The organism is Arthrobacter melezitosi, assembly GCF_054511055.1.
On the sequence record NZ_JBTNDJ010000004.1, the window covers coordinates 57,191 to 72,485 of the forward strand.

Annotated in this window: 14 protein-coding genes; 9 read left to right on the plus strand and 5 right to left on the minus strand. The window is 70.8% G+C overall.

From position 1 onward, the window contains the following. Positions 1-45: 45 nt before the first annotated feature. The 7 genes from ACX80W_RS06300 (at position 46) to ACX80W_RS06330 (ending at position 7,668) form a co-directional block, all read left to right on the plus strand. Positions 46-1,260, plus strand: a complete 1,215-nt coding sequence (locus tag ACX80W_RS06300) for an ROK family transcriptional regulator (RefSeq protein ID WP_459281471.1) — start codon at positions 46-48, stop codon at positions 1,258-1,260. A gap of 103 nt (positions 1,261-1,363) precedes the next feature. Beyond that, complete coding sequence (locus ACX80W_RS06305) at positions 1,364-1,711, plus strand: metal-sensitive transcriptional regulator (RefSeq protein WP_459281472.1); 348 nt, start codon at positions 1,364-1,366, stop codon at positions 1,709-1,711. Positions 1,712-1,745: 34 nt separating this feature from the next. Continuing rightward, positions 1,746-1,973 (plus strand): heavy-metal-associated domain-containing protein, encoded by a 228-nt coding sequence (locus ACX80W_RS06310; RefSeq protein ID WP_459281474.1) that lies wholly within the window; start codon positions 1,746-1,748, stop codon positions 1,971-1,973. Continuing rightward, on the plus strand, positions 1,970-4,207 hold the full coding sequence (locus ACX80W_RS06315) for a heavy metal translocating P-type ATPase (RefSeq protein WP_459281476.1): 2,238 nt from the start codon (positions 1,970-1,972) through the stop codon (positions 4,205-4,207). Before ACX80W_RS06310 ends, ACX80W_RS06315 begins: the two co-directional genes overlap by 4 nt. Positions 4,208-4,333: 126 nt before the next feature. Then, the gene (locus ACX80W_RS06320; protein WP_459281478.1) at positions 4,334-5,461 is read left to right on the plus strand and encodes a glycosyltransferase family 4 protein; all 1,128 of its coding nucleotides are present in this window, start codon (positions 4,334-4,336) and stop codon (positions 5,459-5,461) included. A 15-nt stretch (positions 5,462-5,476) separates the two neighbouring features. Next, on the plus strand, positions 5,477-6,835 hold the full coding sequence (locus tag ACX80W_RS06325) for a UDP-glucose dehydrogenase family protein (protein ID WP_459281480.1): 1,359 nt from the start codon (positions 5,477-5,479) through the stop codon (positions 6,833-6,835). 14 nt (positions 6,836-6,849) lie between these two features. Next, a complete protein-coding gene (locus ACX80W_RS06330; RefSeq protein WP_459281481.1) occupies positions 6,850-7,668 on the plus strand; it encodes an SGNH/GDSL hydrolase family protein in 819 nt (272 codons plus the stop codon). A 1,288-nt stretch (positions 7,669-8,956) separates the two neighbouring features. Here ACX80W_RS06330 and ACX80W_RS06335 read toward each other — a convergent pair. Next, a complete protein-coding gene (locus ACX80W_RS06335) occupies positions 8,957-9,928 on the minus strand; it encodes an EamA family transporter (protein WP_459281483.1) in 972 nt (323 codons plus the stop codon). A gap of 111 nt (positions 9,929-10,039) precedes the next feature. Between ACX80W_RS06335 and ACX80W_RS06340 the strand changes: the two genes are divergently transcribed. Beyond that, positions 10,040-10,582 (plus strand): CGNR zinc finger domain-containing protein, encoded by a 543-nt coding sequence (locus ACX80W_RS06340; protein WP_459281485.1) that lies wholly within the window; start codon positions 10,040-10,042, stop codon positions 10,580-10,582. Between the two features lie 61 nt (positions 10,583-10,643). Here ACX80W_RS06340 and ACX80W_RS06345 read toward each other — a convergent pair whose 3' ends face one another. The 3 genes from ACX80W_RS06345 to ACX80W_RS06355 form a co-directional block, all read right to left on the minus strand. Next, a complete protein-coding gene (locus ACX80W_RS06345) occupies positions 10,644-11,237 on the minus strand; it encodes a DM13 domain-containing protein (RefSeq protein WP_459281487.1) in 594 nt (197 codons plus the stop codon). A gap of 31 nt (positions 11,238-11,268) precedes the next feature. After that, on the minus strand, positions 11,269-11,658 hold the full coding sequence (locus ACX80W_RS06350) for a hypothetical protein (RefSeq protein ID WP_459281489.1): 390 nt from the start codon (positions 11,656-11,658) through the stop codon (positions 11,269-11,271). A gap of 148 nt (positions 11,659-11,806) precedes the next feature. Continuing rightward, positions 11,807-13,156 (minus strand): MATE family efflux transporter, encoded by a 1,350-nt coding sequence (locus tag ACX80W_RS06355; RefSeq protein WP_459281491.1) that lies wholly within the window; start codon positions 13,154-13,156, stop codon positions 11,807-11,809. A 250-nt stretch (positions 13,157-13,406) separates the two neighbouring features. Between ACX80W_RS06355 and ACX80W_RS06360 the strand changes: the two genes are divergently transcribed. After that, positions 13,407-14,468, plus strand: coding sequence for a thermonuclease family protein (locus tag ACX80W_RS06360; RefSeq protein ID WP_459281493.1), 1,062 nt, complete (start codon positions 13,407-13,409; stop codon positions 14,466-14,468). Here ACX80W_RS06360 and ACX80W_RS06365 read toward each other — a convergent pair. After that, the gene (locus tag ACX80W_RS06365; protein ID WP_459281495.1) at positions 14,449-15,273 is read right to left on the minus strand and encodes a glycerophosphodiester phosphodiesterase; all 825 of its coding nucleotides are present in this window, start codon (positions 15,271-15,273) and stop codon (positions 14,449-14,451) included. The genes ACX80W_RS06360 and ACX80W_RS06365 overlap by 20 nt on opposite strands. Positions 15,274-15,295: the final 22 nt, after the last annotated feature.

Here is a 15,295-nt window from a genome sequence, read left to right on the forward strand (position 1 = left end):
TGAAAGTTCTTCAAATTTTGGATAAACAATGGAAGGATACTTTGCATGCCCCTTCCTGGTCTCTCCCACCCCGATGTCCCCTCGCTCTCGGCCCAGGCCGATCTCAGCGCCCTCCTCCATGCCATCGCCCGGCGGCCCCGGTGCACCCGGGCCTATCTGACGAAGCTCACCGGCCTGTCGCGCGGAACCGTGGCCAACCGGATCGACGACCTGATCGCCGCGGGCCTCGTGGTCGAGGAGGCCGGAGCCTCCAAGGGCGGCCGGCCCCCGGGGGAACTTCGGCTCAACGGGGCCTCCGGGGTGGTCCTGGGGGCTGACCTTGGCACCTCGCACTGCCGCGTGTCGATCAGCGATCTTGCCGGCGTTCCGCTCGCGGCCGCCGGCTACGACCTGCGCATCGCCGATGGCCCCACGGCCGTCCTGGGCGCCCTGGACGAGGCCTTCCAGGACCTGCTTAGTTCTGCCGGGAAGGGCGCCCCTGAGGTCCGCGCCATCGGCATCGGCGTTCCCGGCCCGGTCGAGCACAGCACCGGCACGGTGGTGCGCCCACCGATCATGCCGGGGTGGGACGGCTTCGCCATTCCCGGGTTCTTTGCCGGCCGCTACGACGCCCCGACCCTGGTGGACAATGACGCCAACCTCGCCGCGCTGGGCGAGTACTGGGCGCGCAAGGAGGACTCCGAGCACATCCTGTACGTGAAGATCAGCACCGGCATCGGTTGCGGCATCGTCAGCGGAGGCGCCCTTCACCGGGGAGCGCAGGGTGCTGCCGGGGACATCGGCCACATCCGTGTGCCAGGCGGGGAGGACTCGCTGTGCTCCTGCGGGAACCTTGGCTGCCTCGAGGCCGTCGCCGGCGGAGATGCGCTGGCCCGACGGCTGCGCGCCCAGGGGGTGAAGGAGGCCCTAACAAGCCAGGACGTGACCCGCCTGGCCGCCGAGGGCAACCCGTACGCGCGGCGGGCCGTGCGCGAGGCCTCGGAAAGCATTGGCAGGGTGCTGGCGACGATCGTCAGTTTCTACAACCCGAACGCCATTGTGGTCGGCGGACCGTTCGCCGAACTGAACGAGGAACTCCTGGCCGGGATCCGGTCGGCGGTCTACCACCGCGCCCTGCCCCTTGCCACCCGCTCGCTCCGGGTGGAGTCGAGCTCGCGGGCGGGCACCGTGGGGGTCCTGGGCGCCGAGGTGCTGGCCCTGCAGCAGGCACTGTCCCCCGAGGGCCTGCAGCGGCTGCTGACCGCCCGGGTCACCGCCTGAACCCCGGCGGCCGGAACCCCCGCCCGGCCCCGGCATCGGCTGGCGTGATGCGAGGCTTTCGCACAATACCCCCTCGGGGTATAGTTGACCTTAGGAGGCAGCCATGACCCAGGAAATAACCACCGAACCCACCGACGTTCGGCCCGACGGGCCGTCGACGCACGGCTACAGCGGCGACAAGGACGCCTACCTCAAGCGCCTGCGGCGGATTGAGGGACAGGTCCGCGGCATCGCCCGGATGGTCGACGAGGACAAGTACTGCATCGACATCCTCACCCAGGTCGCGGCCATCAACAAGGCCCTCCACGCCGTCAGCCTCGGCCTGCTCGAAGACCACATCGCCCACTGCGTCGTCGATGCGGCCCACGAATCGCAGGTTTCGGGAAACCCGGCCATCGTCCAGGACAAGGTCCAGGAGGCCGCGGCGGCCATCGGGCGCCTGCTGCGCTGAATCCGACCCATCACCCAGCCAAGGAGAACGAAGCATGAGCACCACCACAACCGTCAGCATCTCCGGCATGACCTGCGGGCACTGCGTTGACGCGGTCACCAGCGAACTGCAGTCCCTGGAGGGCGTGCAGGGCATTGAGATCGACCTGAACAAGGACGGCATCTCGACGGCCACCGTCACCTCCGCAGGACCGCTCGCTCCGGCCGCCATCGGCGAAGCCGTCGCCGAGGCCGGATACCTCGTGGTCTCCAACGACGCATGACCACCCGCGCTGACAGGCCGGCGCCGGTGGAGGAGACCCGGGTCGTCGAACTGGCCATCCAGGGCATGACCTGCGCCTCGTGCGTCAGCCGCGTCGAGCGCAAACTGGGCAAGCTGGAGGGCGTCGAAGCGAGCGTCAACCTCCCCCTCGAGTCGGCCGTGGTGCGGGTGCCCGCCGGCGTACCGGATCAGGTGCTGCTCGACACCGTGGAGGCCACCGGCTACTCCGCCCGCCTCAAGGACCCGGAGGACCCGGGCCCCCGGGACGGCTGGGACGGATCCCCGACGGCGGCGCGGCTGCGTCCGCGCCTGCTCACCGCCGCCGTCCTGACAGTGCCCGTCCTGCTGGTCTCGATGGTTCCCGCCCTGCAGTTCCCAGGGTGGGGCTGGATCGTTTTTGCCCTGTCGGCGCCGGTGGCCACCTGGGCCGCCTGGCCCTTCCACCGCGCCGCCCTCGTCAACGCCCGCCACGGCGCCTCCACCATGGACACCCTGGTGTCCATCGGGGTGGCCGCAGCCTTCGGTTTCTCGGCGTGGCAGCTCCTCTCGGTGCCGGACCTGACCGCCCACCCCGGCATGGACATGGGGGCGCACGCCCTGTACTTCGAGGTGGCCGCCGTCATCGTGACCTTCCTGCTCCTTGGACGCTACCTCGAGGCCAATGCCAAGCAGCGGGCCGGGAGCGCGCTGACGTCGCTGCTGAACCTCGGCGCGAAGGACGCCCGCGTCCTGCGGACCGTGGAGGGGAAACGCGTCGAACTCGGCATTCCCGCCTCCCAGCTCATCCCGGGGGACGAGATCGTGGTGCGCCCCGGGGAAAAGATCCCCACCGACGGCGTGGTGGCGCACGGGCACAGCGCCGTCGACACCTCCCTCCTGACCGGTGAGTCGATCCCGGTGGAGGTCGGACCCGGTGACCGCGTCACCGGCGCCACCATGAACACCTCGGGCCGCCTCGTCGTCCAGGCCACCCGGGTCGGCAGCGAAACCACCCTGGCGCAGATGGGCCGGCTGGTCAGCCAAGCCCAGAGCGGCAAGGCCCGGATCGCACGCCTCGCCGACCGGATCAGCGCCGTCTTCGTGCCGGTCGTCCTCGGCATCGCCGTTCTCACCTTCGCCGCCTGGATCCTCCTCACCGGGGACCTCCAGGGCGCCTTCACCGCGGCTGTCGCCGTGCTGGTCATCGCCTGTCCCTGCGCGCTCGGACTCGCCACGCCGACGGCCCTGCTGACCGGTTCGGGGCGGGGCGCGCAGCTTGGCATCCTGATCCGCGGCCCGCAGGTGCTCGAGGACACCCGCACCATCGACACCATCGTGCTGGACAAGACGGGCACCGTCACCAGCGGCCGGCTGTCCGTCAGCGGCGTCGAGGTGCTTGGCCGCTACGGATCCGACGAACTGCTGCGCCTCGCCGGAGCGGTCGAAGCCGCCAGCGAACATCCGATCGGCGCGGCCATCGCCGCCCGGACCGCGGCCCTGCCCGCCGTCACCGCATTCACCAGCGCCCCCGGCGGCGGCGTCCGCGGCACCGTCGAGGGGCTGACCGTGGTCGTGGGCCGGACCGGCTGGCTTCAGGAGCACGGCATTCTCCCCGGATCCGCCGAGGCCGCGGTGTTCGGGGCGGCCGAGGGCGCAGGCGCCACCGCCGTCTGGGTCGCCGTGGACGGCGCGGTGGCCGGGGTGATCTCCCTGACCGACACCGTGAAGGACGGGTCGGCACGGGCCGTCCGGCAGCTGAAGGACCTGGGCCTGCGGCCGATCCTGCTCACCGGGGACAATGCGGCCGCCGCGGCCCGCGTGGCCGCCGCGGTCGGCATCCCCCCGGCCGACGTGCGTGCCGGCGTCCTGCCGGAAGGCAAGGTGGCGGTGATCCGCGAGCTCCAGCAGGCGGGTGCGACAGTCGCCATGGCCGGGGACGGCGTGAACGACGCGCCGGCGCTCGCCCAGGCCGACCTCGGGATCGCGATGGGCTCTGGCACCGACGTGGCCATCGAGGCCGCGGACATCACCGTGATGGGCAGCAGCCTCGAACAGGTGGCCCAGGCCGTCCGGCTGTCCCGCCGCACCCTGGCCACCATCAAGACGAACCTGTTCTGGGCCTTCTTCTATAACGTGATCGGAATACCTGTTGCCGCGCTGGGCCTGCTGAACCCCATCCTGGCCGGCGCCGCCATGGCGGCGAGTTCCGTGCTGGTGGTGGCCAACTCGCTGCGCCTGCGCCGCTTCGGCCGCTGAAGCGCTGACCGCAGGCACCCCGGCCGGCCGCCGGGGTGCCTGCGGGCTCCTGGTATTCACTGGAGCTTCCCCCACCGGCCACCTTCCGGCCCCGGGCCATCACCGTAGGAGTGCGACGGTGATCCGGTGAGGATCGTGGTCGTCGCCGAAACATTCCTTCCCGCCGTCAACGGGGTCACCCACTCCGTGCAGAAGATGCTCGAGCATTTTGCCCTGCGCGGAGACGAGGTCCTGGTCATCGCGCCCTCCGCCGGCGGCCCTCCGGGGCCGGTGCCGGCGGCCGCCCGGGTCGTGCTGCTTCCATCGGTTCCCCTCGCCCGGTACGCCAGCGTCCGGATCGCGGTGGGCGGCGTCGCTCGAATCCGCCGGATCCTCGCCGACTTCGCTCCGGAAGTGGTGCACCTCGCCTCCCCCTTCGAACTGGGCTGGCGGGCCGCCCGCGCCGCCGAGCAGCTGGGACTACCGGTCATCGCTGTCTACCAGACCGACATTCCCGGCTACGCGGCCAGGTACGGCGTGCCGTTCCTTGAGAACTGGGCCTGGCAGCGGGTCGAGAACATCCACGGCGGTGCCGCCCGAACCCTCGCGCCATCGAGCGCCGCCATTGCCCAGCTGCAGGGCCGGGGCATTCCGCGGATCCGGTTGTGGCGGCGGGGCGTCGACACCCACCGGTTCCACCCCTCTCGACGCAGCACCACCCTGCGGGCCGGCATCGCCCCGGACGGGGCCCGGCTCATCGGCTATGTGGGACGGCTCGCCGCCGAGAAACAGGTGGAGGACCTGCGGGCCCTTGCCGGGATCGACAACACCCGGCTCGTCATCATCGGCGACGGGCCCCAGCGGCCCGCCCTTGAGGCAATGCTTCCCGGGGCCGCGTTCCTTGGGTTCCTGGGCGGGAATGCGCTGGCCGCGGCAATGGCCAGCCTCGACCTCTTCGTCCACCCGGGTGAGCTTGAGACGTTCTGCCAGACCATCCAGGAAGCGATGGCCTCGGGCGTCCCTGTCATCGCCACCGCCCGGGGCGGCCCGGTGGACCTGGTCGACAACTCCCGCACGGGCTGGCTCTACCAACCGGGCAACCTCGCCGAGCTGCGGCGCCACGTGGAGGACCTGGCCGGAGACGACGCGAAACGCGCGGCCTTTTCCGCCGCCGCGTTCGCAGGCGTCCAGGGGCGCACCTGGCCGGTCCTGTGCGAACTGCTGATCCAGCACTACGAAGAAGCCATCAACGACCATGCCCTCCTTCATCTCTGAGCTTGGGGAAACACCATGAAGATCTCCGTCATCGGCTGCGGCTACCTGGGTGCCGTCCACGCCTCCGCACTGTCCTCGCTGGGTCACACCGTCACCGGCATCGACACCGACCCGGCCCGGGCCGCGCAGTTGGCGGCCGGGTCGGTGCCCTTCCACGAACCAGGGCTTGAGCCGCTGCTGCAGGCAGGGCTCCGGGACCGTACGCTGCACTTCACCACGGATCCCGCCGCCGCGGCCGGCGCCGACGTCCACTTTCTCTGCGTTGGCACCCCGCAGGAGAAGACAACCCGGCGCGCCGACCTGGGCTACGTCACCTCGGCGGTTCGGGACCTCGCCGCCCACCTGCGCCCGGGGTCGACCGTGGTGGGCAAGTCGACAATCCCCGCCGGCACCAGCGCCATCCTCACCCGCCTCCTCGCCGGCACCGGGGCGGACCTGGGGTGGAACCCCGAATTCCTCCGCCAGGGCACCGCGGTCGCCGACTCCCTGCAGCCGGACCGGCTGGTCTACGGCGTGCCCGACGGCACGGCGGGAGCGCGGGTGGCCCGCGTCCTCGACGAGGTCTACGCTCCCCTGCTCCACGACGGCGTGCCCCGCCTCATCACCGGACTCGCAACGGCCGAACTTACCAAGTCGGCGGCCAACGCGTTCCTGGCCCTGAAGATCTCCTACCTCAACGGCATCGCCGAGCTGTGCGAGAACGCGGGCGGCGACGTCGTCCACCTGGCCCGGGCCCTCGGCCTCGACGCCCGGATCGGTCCGAGGTACCTGCAGGCCGGCGCCGGCTTCGGCGGCGGATGCCTCCCGAAGGACCTCCGCTCCCTGCAGGCCCAGGCCGAGGACGCCGGTGCCGGCTCCCTGGGTCGGCTGCTGGCCCTGGTCGACACCCTGAACACCGAAACCCGGCACCGGATCCACGAGTCGGCCCGCCAGATGTGCGGAGGGCAGCTGGCCGGGCGCCGCATCACGGTCCTTGGCGCCGCCTTCAAGCCCGACACCGATGACGTCCGCGACTCCCCTGCCCTCGACATCGCCCTTCGACTCGCCCGCTCCGGCGCGGTGGTCACGGTCACGGATCCCCAAGCGGCCGGCCAGCCGTGGTTCCGCTACCCGGAGCTTCGCTTCGAGCCTGACACCGCGGCGGCGCTGCGCGGTGCCGACCTGACGGTCCTGCTCACCGAATGGGCCGAGTACCTCGCGCTCGACCCGCGCGAGGTCTCGTCCCTGGTGGACCGGTGCGCGGTCCTGGACGGACGCAATGCGCTCGATGCCGCCGCCTGGCGGTCGGCAGGGTGGTTCCACCGGGGTATCGGGCGCGGCCGGCGGGCCGGACTCTCCACCGTCGAGGCGGCCCCCTCGGGCGTGGGGTCCTGAGGCCGGGGCCGACCATGCGCCTCCAGCCGCCGGGGCTCCCGGGGCGCTATGTCGCCCTCGGTGACTCCTTCACCGAGGGGGTGGGGGACCCAAGCAGGATCCTGCCCAACGGCGTCCGCGGCTGGGCGGACCGCGTGGCCGAGCGGCTCGCGAAGTCCGAACCCGGCTGGGAATACGCGAACCTCGCCATCCGCAGCAAACGCCTGCGGCACATCGCCGCCGAACAGCTCGGCCCCGCCCTGGCCATGGAACCCACCCTGATCACGCTGTACGCCGGAGGGAACGACATCATGGACGCGGGGACCAACGTCACCGAACTCCTCAACGCCTACGAGCGGCTCGTCGCCCCACTGGCCGCGACGGGGGCGCGGCTGCTGCTCTTCACCGGCTACGACGTCGAGGTCTCCCCGGCGCTGCGGCTGCTCCGGAAGCGCCACGCCGTCTACAACGACGGCGTCCGTGCCATCGCTGACCGCTATGGCGCAGCCCTCGTCGATTACTGGGCCATGGACGCCTACCAGGACCGGCGGATGTGGGCGTCGGACCGCCTCCACATGTCAAAGGCCGGGCATAAGTACATGGCCGCCCAGGTCCTGGACCAGTTGGAGGTCGGGCACTCCCTCAAGCTCAAGGCGTGGGATCCGGCGCCCAGGCGGACGCTCCGGGAATGGGAGCACGCCCAGCGCCGGTGGGTTCACGACTGGGTGCTGCCGCTGGCCCACCGGAAGATCCGGCGGGTCACCTTGGGCGATGACCTGCAGCCGCGCTGGCCCGAGCCGGTGCGCGTGCCGCCGAAGGGCGGCCTCCGGCGACTGGTGAACAGCGGGCAGTGACAGCGGGTCCGTCGGTGGGCAGGACGAAAGAGCCCCGCCGTTCAGCTGAAGGTCACGCCACCATCGGCCGCTGTTGGTCCCGCCTTGGAACCCTGAAAGTGCCCGCCCCCAGCGCCGCAGCGGCGGCGGAACTCCGTCCGCACCGCCGAGGAGACCGCTGATGCATTCCGTCCTGACCGGGCCCCTGCCCGGGCCGACGCCGCTGCGGCCCACATTGACCCGTTGGAACCTGCCGCCGCTCATCGACGGTGGAACCTGGCAGGCCGGGCATGTCCAGGGAATCGCCGTCGACCAGGCCGGGGGCTTCGTCTACTTCTCCTTCACCACCCTGCTGGTGAAGACAGACCTGTCCGGGACAGTCATCGGCTCCGTCACCGGATTCTCCGGTCATCTCGGCGATGTCGCCTTTGACCCCGACGACGGAAGGGTCTACGGCTCCCTCGAATACAAGGAGGCGGCGGCCTTCCATGTGGCCGTCATCGACGTGGACCGGGTGACGCGCCGGGACATGGACGCGGAATCCGACGGGGTGGTCACCAGCGTCTATCTGAAGGAGGTCACCGACGACTTCACCGCGATCGTGCGGGCCGACGATGGGCGGCGCCTGTTGCACCGGTACGGATGCAGCGGGATCGACGGGATCTCCTTCGGCCCCACCCCGGGCGACCCGGCCGGCCCGTGGCGGCTCATGGTCGCCTACGGCATCTACTCCGACACCAGCCGGACGGACAACGACCACCAGGTGCTGCTGCAGTACGACCCGGCGGCCCTGCGGCACTACGAACGGCCGCTGCGGCAGCACCGGCCTCACAGGAGCGGTCCGCCGAAGCCGCTGGGTAAGTTTTTCGTCCGCACCGGGAACACCCGCTTCGGGGTGCAGAACCTCGTGTACGACCCGCACACCGGGCACTGGTTCCTGGGCGTGTATCAGGGGGCGAAGGAGTGCTTCCCGAACTACCGGCTGTTCATCGTCGATGGAACCGTCCCACCGACTCCGCCGGGGCCGGCCGGCGGGCCGGAGCACAGGCGGGTGCTGCAGCTGCACCCCTCCGGGCTGCACGATGCCCGGTCGGGCATCAGCGGCTGGGATTTCCGCGCCGACGTCGGTTTCGAGGCGCTCGGCGACGGGTACTACTACGTCTCGGAGCACCGCACGGGCCCGGCGGGCAACGGAAGCCTCCTGCGCCTCCACCGGTGGACGGGGAACGCGCCGGCGCCCTTCGACCCGGTGGGCCGGACGGGCGCTTCGGAAGCCGGTTCGGCCGCTGACTTCCCGGCTGCGGCAGACTCAGGCGCGCGGCAGGGGCTCCACGACGTTGGGCTGGTCCAGCGGGTCGTGTTCCGCCCTTCCGGCGGCGCGCAGTTCGTCCACCCGCACGCACACCACACCGGCCACGATCAGCGCGCCCCCGGCGAGCTGGATCAGCGCGGGAAGCTCGCCCAGGATCAGCCAGGCCGCAAGGACGGCGAAGACCACCTCGGTGAGCGCGGCGAAGGACGCCACCTTGGAGCCGAGCCGCTGGGCCGCGACGATGCCGGCCACGTACGCGGCCACCGTCGAAATGAGGACCAGCCCGGCCACCGGCACGAGCCACGAGGTTGACCAGCCCGCCAGCACCACGTCGGTGAACACGAAGCGGAACGGCATGAGGCCGGTCAGCCCGAGGACCAGGATGGTCAGGGCCCCGGCGACCATGCCGCCTCCGGCCATGACCAGCGGCGGAAGGGAGTCCTGCACCTTGGCCGACATCACGAAGAAGACGACCAGGCAGACCGCCGCGGCGAGTCCGTAGAGCACGCCGACCGGGTCCAGCCGTTCCTCGGCGCCCAGGTCGAGGACGAGCAGCAACCCCAGGACGGCGACGACGGAGCCCAGGGCCGTAAGCCGGTGCGGGGCCCGCCGTGAGCGCATCCAGAGCCAGCCCACCAGCAGCACCGGAGCCAGGTATTCGAGCAGCAGGGCGACTCCGACCGACATGCGCGCCACCGCGTTGAAGTAGAAGAGCTGGCACAGGGCGATCGCCGTGACGCCGTAGATGGCCAGGGTCAGGGCGTTGCCGCGCAGGGTCGGCCAGCGCCCGCGCAGCGACACGAGCACGGGCACGAGGAGCACCAGGGCCGCCCCGCCGATCCGCACCCCGACGGCCGCACCCGGGCTCCAGCCGATCTCGAGCAGGGATTTGGCGAACGGCCCGGAGACCCCGAAGGTCCCGGCGGACAGCAGGGCCACCCAGATGCCGGACAGTGGACGCTGTGCCATTCGCCTACCCCTCACGTAACGCCCTGCGGGAAGATCGGGTCTCCCCGTGGTGTAATGACCAAAATATGGTTATGGTCGTGACAGTAATGGGCCGGATAGTCAGGGGTCAAGATGTCTTTCGCATATGACACGGAGGTTGCGCTGGTGTCGGCCGCGGCACTGATCAACACAGCACGGGAGGCCCCGGACGCACTCTCGTCGCTGCGCGACCTCGATGTCTTCCTCGCCGCCCAGCAGTTTTCCGGCTCGCGCACCCACACCCCGGGCGAGCTCGACGACGTGCGCGCGCTCCGCACCGAACTGGAGGCCATCTGGCATGCCTCCGAGGAGGACGCCGTCGAGCGGGTCAACCGGATCCTGCGCCGGGCACGCGCACTGCCGCAGCTGGTGCGCCACGACCACTGGGACTGGCATCTGCACGCCACGGGCCCCGAGGCGCCCCTCGCGGACCGGATGGCCACCGAGGCGGCCATGGCCCTCGCCGACGTCATCCGCAGCCATGAGCTCGACAGGCTGCGCAGCTGCGCGGCGGAGGACTGTGCCGCCGTGGTCCTTGATCTCAGCCGCAACCGCTCCAAACGGTTCTGCGACACCGGAAACTGTGCCAACCGGACCCATGTGAAGGCCTACCGGGCGCGCCGGGCGGGAGCCTGACCCGAGGGCGTCCCCCGCTTAGTCCCGGCGGTTGTAACGAGAACTCCTGGTGCTGAGGGCGTCAGGATCGGAGTTGTGCGGCACCGAAGGAGACGCCGAACTGGACGCACCACAGGTCGACGGCTTCATACCGGGAAAGGTCGACCTCCGGGGGGATGTCGTAGAGCTGGTTCCCCTGGTTGCCCTTGATCGGGCCCAGGTCGACGTAATCGGCACCGCCTGCGGTGTACCAGCCGTCGCGCCCCTCGACGACGTCCGCGGCGCTCAGCCAGACATGGACGTCGGGACCGGTCGTGGTATCAAGGCCGGTGATGGCCAGCAGGCGGCTGCCGTCGGGCTGCTCGATGATTGCCACGGCGCCCGTCGTTGGGTGCTCGTGGCTGATGAAGGTGCCGGCGCTGAGCTGACGCGGCTGCGCCGGAGGGGTCGTCACTGCCTCCGGGCTTTTAGCGGCATCCGGGGTGCCGGGCCGTGCCGGGGCGGCAGAAGCCGGCACCGGCCGCGCTTTGCCGGAGTCGAGGGGTTGGGCGACCTGCGGGATGGCGTCGTCGATCCGCGTGTCCACGAACAGCAGCCAGGGCTTGAAGAACAGGCCTGCCGCGAGGGCAAGGGCACCGGCGAGGACGGCCAGCACGCTAATGCCGCGGCGCGTCACCGGTGGGCCCCGTCCCGCATCGTTGGTGCCCTTAGTTTTCGGGCGTCCCGGAGCTGCGCTGCCCGTAGCGGGGCTCGCCCGCCGCGTCCTCGGAGTCGCTCCTGGTTGGAGCGCCGCCGGAGGCGCCCGGGGCGCCGGCCGCGGCCGAGGATCGGTTCACCCCGGAGCCCTTGCCCAGGTGTTCGGGGTTGGGCTTGGCGGAGATCATGAGCATCGCGCAGATGACCAGGGACACGATGAAGGCGATGCCGGCCGCCGTCATGCCAAGGTCCACGCGGAGAACCCTGCTGCCCCCGCCGGTGGCGAAGACCGTGGTGGCGGCGCCGGCGACGACCGCGAGGACCGCCGAAAAGACGAGGGGTCCCTTCACGCCGAGGCGCTCTGTGCCCTGGCCGGGATGTCCCGGTTGGCTCTTGGCCACTGTCAATCCTTCCGGTGGTGCAGAAATGGTTGGGGCTTCCACGTTCAGCAGAAGCGCCTCCCCTAGTTTACGGCGTTCCCGGCCGGGCGCTCACCGGGTTCCCGGGGCGCGGTGCGTCCGGGTGGTCCGGGCGGCACCGGGCCGCAGGTCAGGCCGCACTCCCTCCGGGGCCGGTGACCATCCATGCGTCGTTGCGCACGCGCCAGCCCAGCGTGCCGGCCCGCGCCGCCATGTAGCCGAGGGCGAAGGCGGCCCACAGCCAGACCAGGCCGGCACTCCCGGTGAGCCCGGTGCCGTGCAGCCAGGCGAGCAGCGGCAGGTAGACGATGAGGTTGAGGACCCCGGCGAGGGCGAGGTAGCGCGCGTCGCCGGCGCCGATCAGGACGCCGTCGAGCACGAACACCAGCCCGCACACCGGCTGGGCCGCCGCAAGCACCCAGAGGCCGGCGGCGAAGGCCGCCTGCACCGACTCATCCGGGGTGAAGATCCAGCCGGTGAAGGGCGCGGCCACGGCCAGCAGAACGCCGGTGAGCACCCCGAACCCGACGCCCCACACGATCATCCGCCGGGTCAGGGCGCCCGCGAGGGCCCTGTTCCCGGCCCCGAGTTCCTTCCCGATCAGCGCCTGGGCCGCGATCGCCAGGGCGTCGAGGGCGAAGGCGAGGAACGTGAACACCGTCATGACCAGCTGGTGGGCCGCGAGGGAGACCGGCCCCTGCGCGGTGGCGACGAAGACCGTGGCCAGGATGGCGACGCGCAGGCTGAGCGTGCGCAGCATCAGCCAGGAACCGACGGTGGCGGTGGAGCGCACGCCGCGCCAGGACGGCCGCAGCGGCACCGCGCCGGCGCGGGTGGACCGGAAGATGATCGCCAGAAAGGCCGCAGCCATTCCGCACTGGGTGATGCTGGTGCCCAGGGCCGACCCGGCGACGGACAGTCCCGCGCCGTACACGAGCACCAGGTTCAGCACGATGTTGACCCCGAAGCCCACCGCGGCGACGATCAGCGGCGTCCGGGTGTCCTGCAGGCCGCGCAGCACCCCGGTGGCGGCCAGGACCACGAGGATCGCGGTGAGCCCGGGCATGGACCAGCGGAGGTAGTCGACGGCGAAGGCGTGCACCTCACCCCGTGCCCCCAGTCCGGCGGTAAGCGCCGGGGCGAAGATCCAGCCGGCGGCGGACAGCACGACGCCCAGGAGCACAGCCAGGCCGATGCCATCGCGCCCGGCGGCGAGGGCTTCCTCGCGCCGGCCGGCGCCGAGGAGGCGGGCCACGGCCGGGGTGGTTGAGTAGGCGAGGAAGATCATCAGCCCCACCCCGGTCTGCAGGACGGTGGAGGCGAGGCCGACGCCGGCGAGCTCGGCGACGCCCAGGTGCCCGACGATGGCGGAGTCAGCCAGCAGGAACAGGGGCTCGGCGATGAGCGCGCCCAGCGCGGGCACGGCCAGGCGGAGGATGCTGCGGCTGAGCTGCCGGTTTCCGGGGAGGGTTTCACTCACCGGTTTAGCCTATAAGCCAAGCTAAAGCCTCACCGTCCGGCGTCGCACGGAGGGTTCTCATTCGACGGCGGTTGTACCGGTACACTCAATCTGCCGTGTTCTGGGGCGGAAATGCGTGGCGAGCGCATATCAGCGGCTCCACACGGTGGCGGGGGCCGATTCGGCGCAGCCAAAAGACACGAGAAATGAAAATGGTGGGGGTAGAGCAGTGGTATATCCGGTTGGCCGGCGCAGGCTTTTCGTCGCGGGGGTGGTCACCGCAGCCTTGGTGGGCGGACTGACCAGCTGCTCTGACTCTCCCGATGCGGAAGCCGGCAATGTCGTTCGCGTCATCGATGGAGACACGCTTGTCATCGAGGTGGGCGGTGATGAAAAAACCGTCCGCCTCCTAAATATCGACACCCCCGAGACTAAGCACCCAGACAAGCCGGTTGAGTGCCTTGGTCCCGAGGCGACAGAATTCCTCAAGGAGTTGACACCGCCAGGCACGCAGGTAGGCCTGGACTTCGATGTGGAGCGGGAGGACCGGTACGGCCGTACATTGGCAGCAGTATTTCTGACGGACCGGACTTTGGTTAATGCCGAAATTGCCCGCCAAGGGCTCGGCGTACCCGTGGTGTTCGAGCCGAACCGGAAGTACCTCGACGAGGTTGAAGCTGCGCTCCGCGAAGCCAAGACAGATCGTGCAGGATTGCACAGCGCGCAGACTGAATGTTCTCTTTCCACCCAGGTGGCGGATGCAACGGAGGCTCTAGCCGGGGCGACCGCGGTGCCGGTGGGCGGAACCGCGGCGACAGCAGCAGCGGCGGCAGCTGGTCTGGCCACGGCCTTGGCCACCGCCAAGGCCGTACAGGAAACTCTCGCGCTGGAGAAAAAATCTGTGCTCTGGCTCGCCCTCGGCAGTGCCAAGGCCCGTTCCCTAACCACCGACCTGACCGCTGCAATCAATACCGCAGAGTCGGAGCTGCGCGCCAGGGAAGATGCCGGACGGGAGTTCGCCCACGCGGAAGCCCAGGCTGCTCAGAAGGTCAAGGAGGCCGCTGAAGCGAACGCCGCGGCAAAGCGCCAGCAGGAGGCCGACCGGATCGCGGAGGCGGAACGAGTTGCGGCCGCGGCTGCTGCAGCGGAGGCCGAGCGCATTGCAGCGGAGGTCGCGGCTGCGGCGGAACGAGACAGGATCGCGAACCTCCCACCGGCTCCGGCGCCCTATGTGCCCGCCCCTGCCCCTGCCCCGGCGCCCGCGAATCCCTATCCGGGCTATAACGGACCCCGCTGCTACGCGCCCGGTGGCCTCACTTGGAAGCCTTGTTGATCAGCCGGAATCGCTGCCACCATCGGCGGAGCCTGCCCAGAACCGGCCCGGCGGCCGCGACCTCCGCCAGGAGCGCAGGACGGTTGGTGATGACGCCGTCCACCCCCAGGGCGATCAATTCGCGCATGCGGCGGGGAGTGTCGACGGTGTAGGGCCACAGCTCCATCCCGCCGCGATGGACGCGGCGGACCAGGTCGGCGGTGACCTTGGTGTTCTTCGGGTTGATGCAGTGCGCCCAGCCCGCCGCGCCGTCCAGCTCGGGCTGGGGCGGCGGCCCGCCGAGCAGGCCCACGGGGACCTCCGGCAGGAGGAGGTGGAAGGCGTTCACGAAATTCCAGTCGGCGGACTGCACCACCAGCCGCCCGGCCGGCTGCTCCCCCAGCCAGCCCGCGGCCTCGAGCACTCTCCGGAGGTCAGCGGCGATTCCCGGGGCGGCGGCGGGGTCCTTGACCTCGAGCAGCAGGCCCGCCCGGCCTGCGAGCACCCCGAGGACCTCGCGCAGGGTGGGGACCCGGACGCCCGCGAAGGCGGGCCCGAACCAACTCCCCGCGTCCAGGGAGCGGATTTCGGCGAGGGTGAACCCGGCGACGTCGTACCGGGCGCGGCCGGGGAAGACCCGGGCAGCATCGGTGGTGCGCTCCAGGGTGGGGTCATGGATGACGATCAGCTCCCCGTCGAGGGTCCGGCGTACGTCGATCTCCACGAAATCCGCGCCGTGCTCGACGGCGAGGTCGATGGCCGGCAGGGTGTTCTCCGGGGCCTCCGCGGACGCGCCGCGGTGCGCAATCACCTGGACCTTTCCCATGATGCCGGCTCCTCCCGTCGTG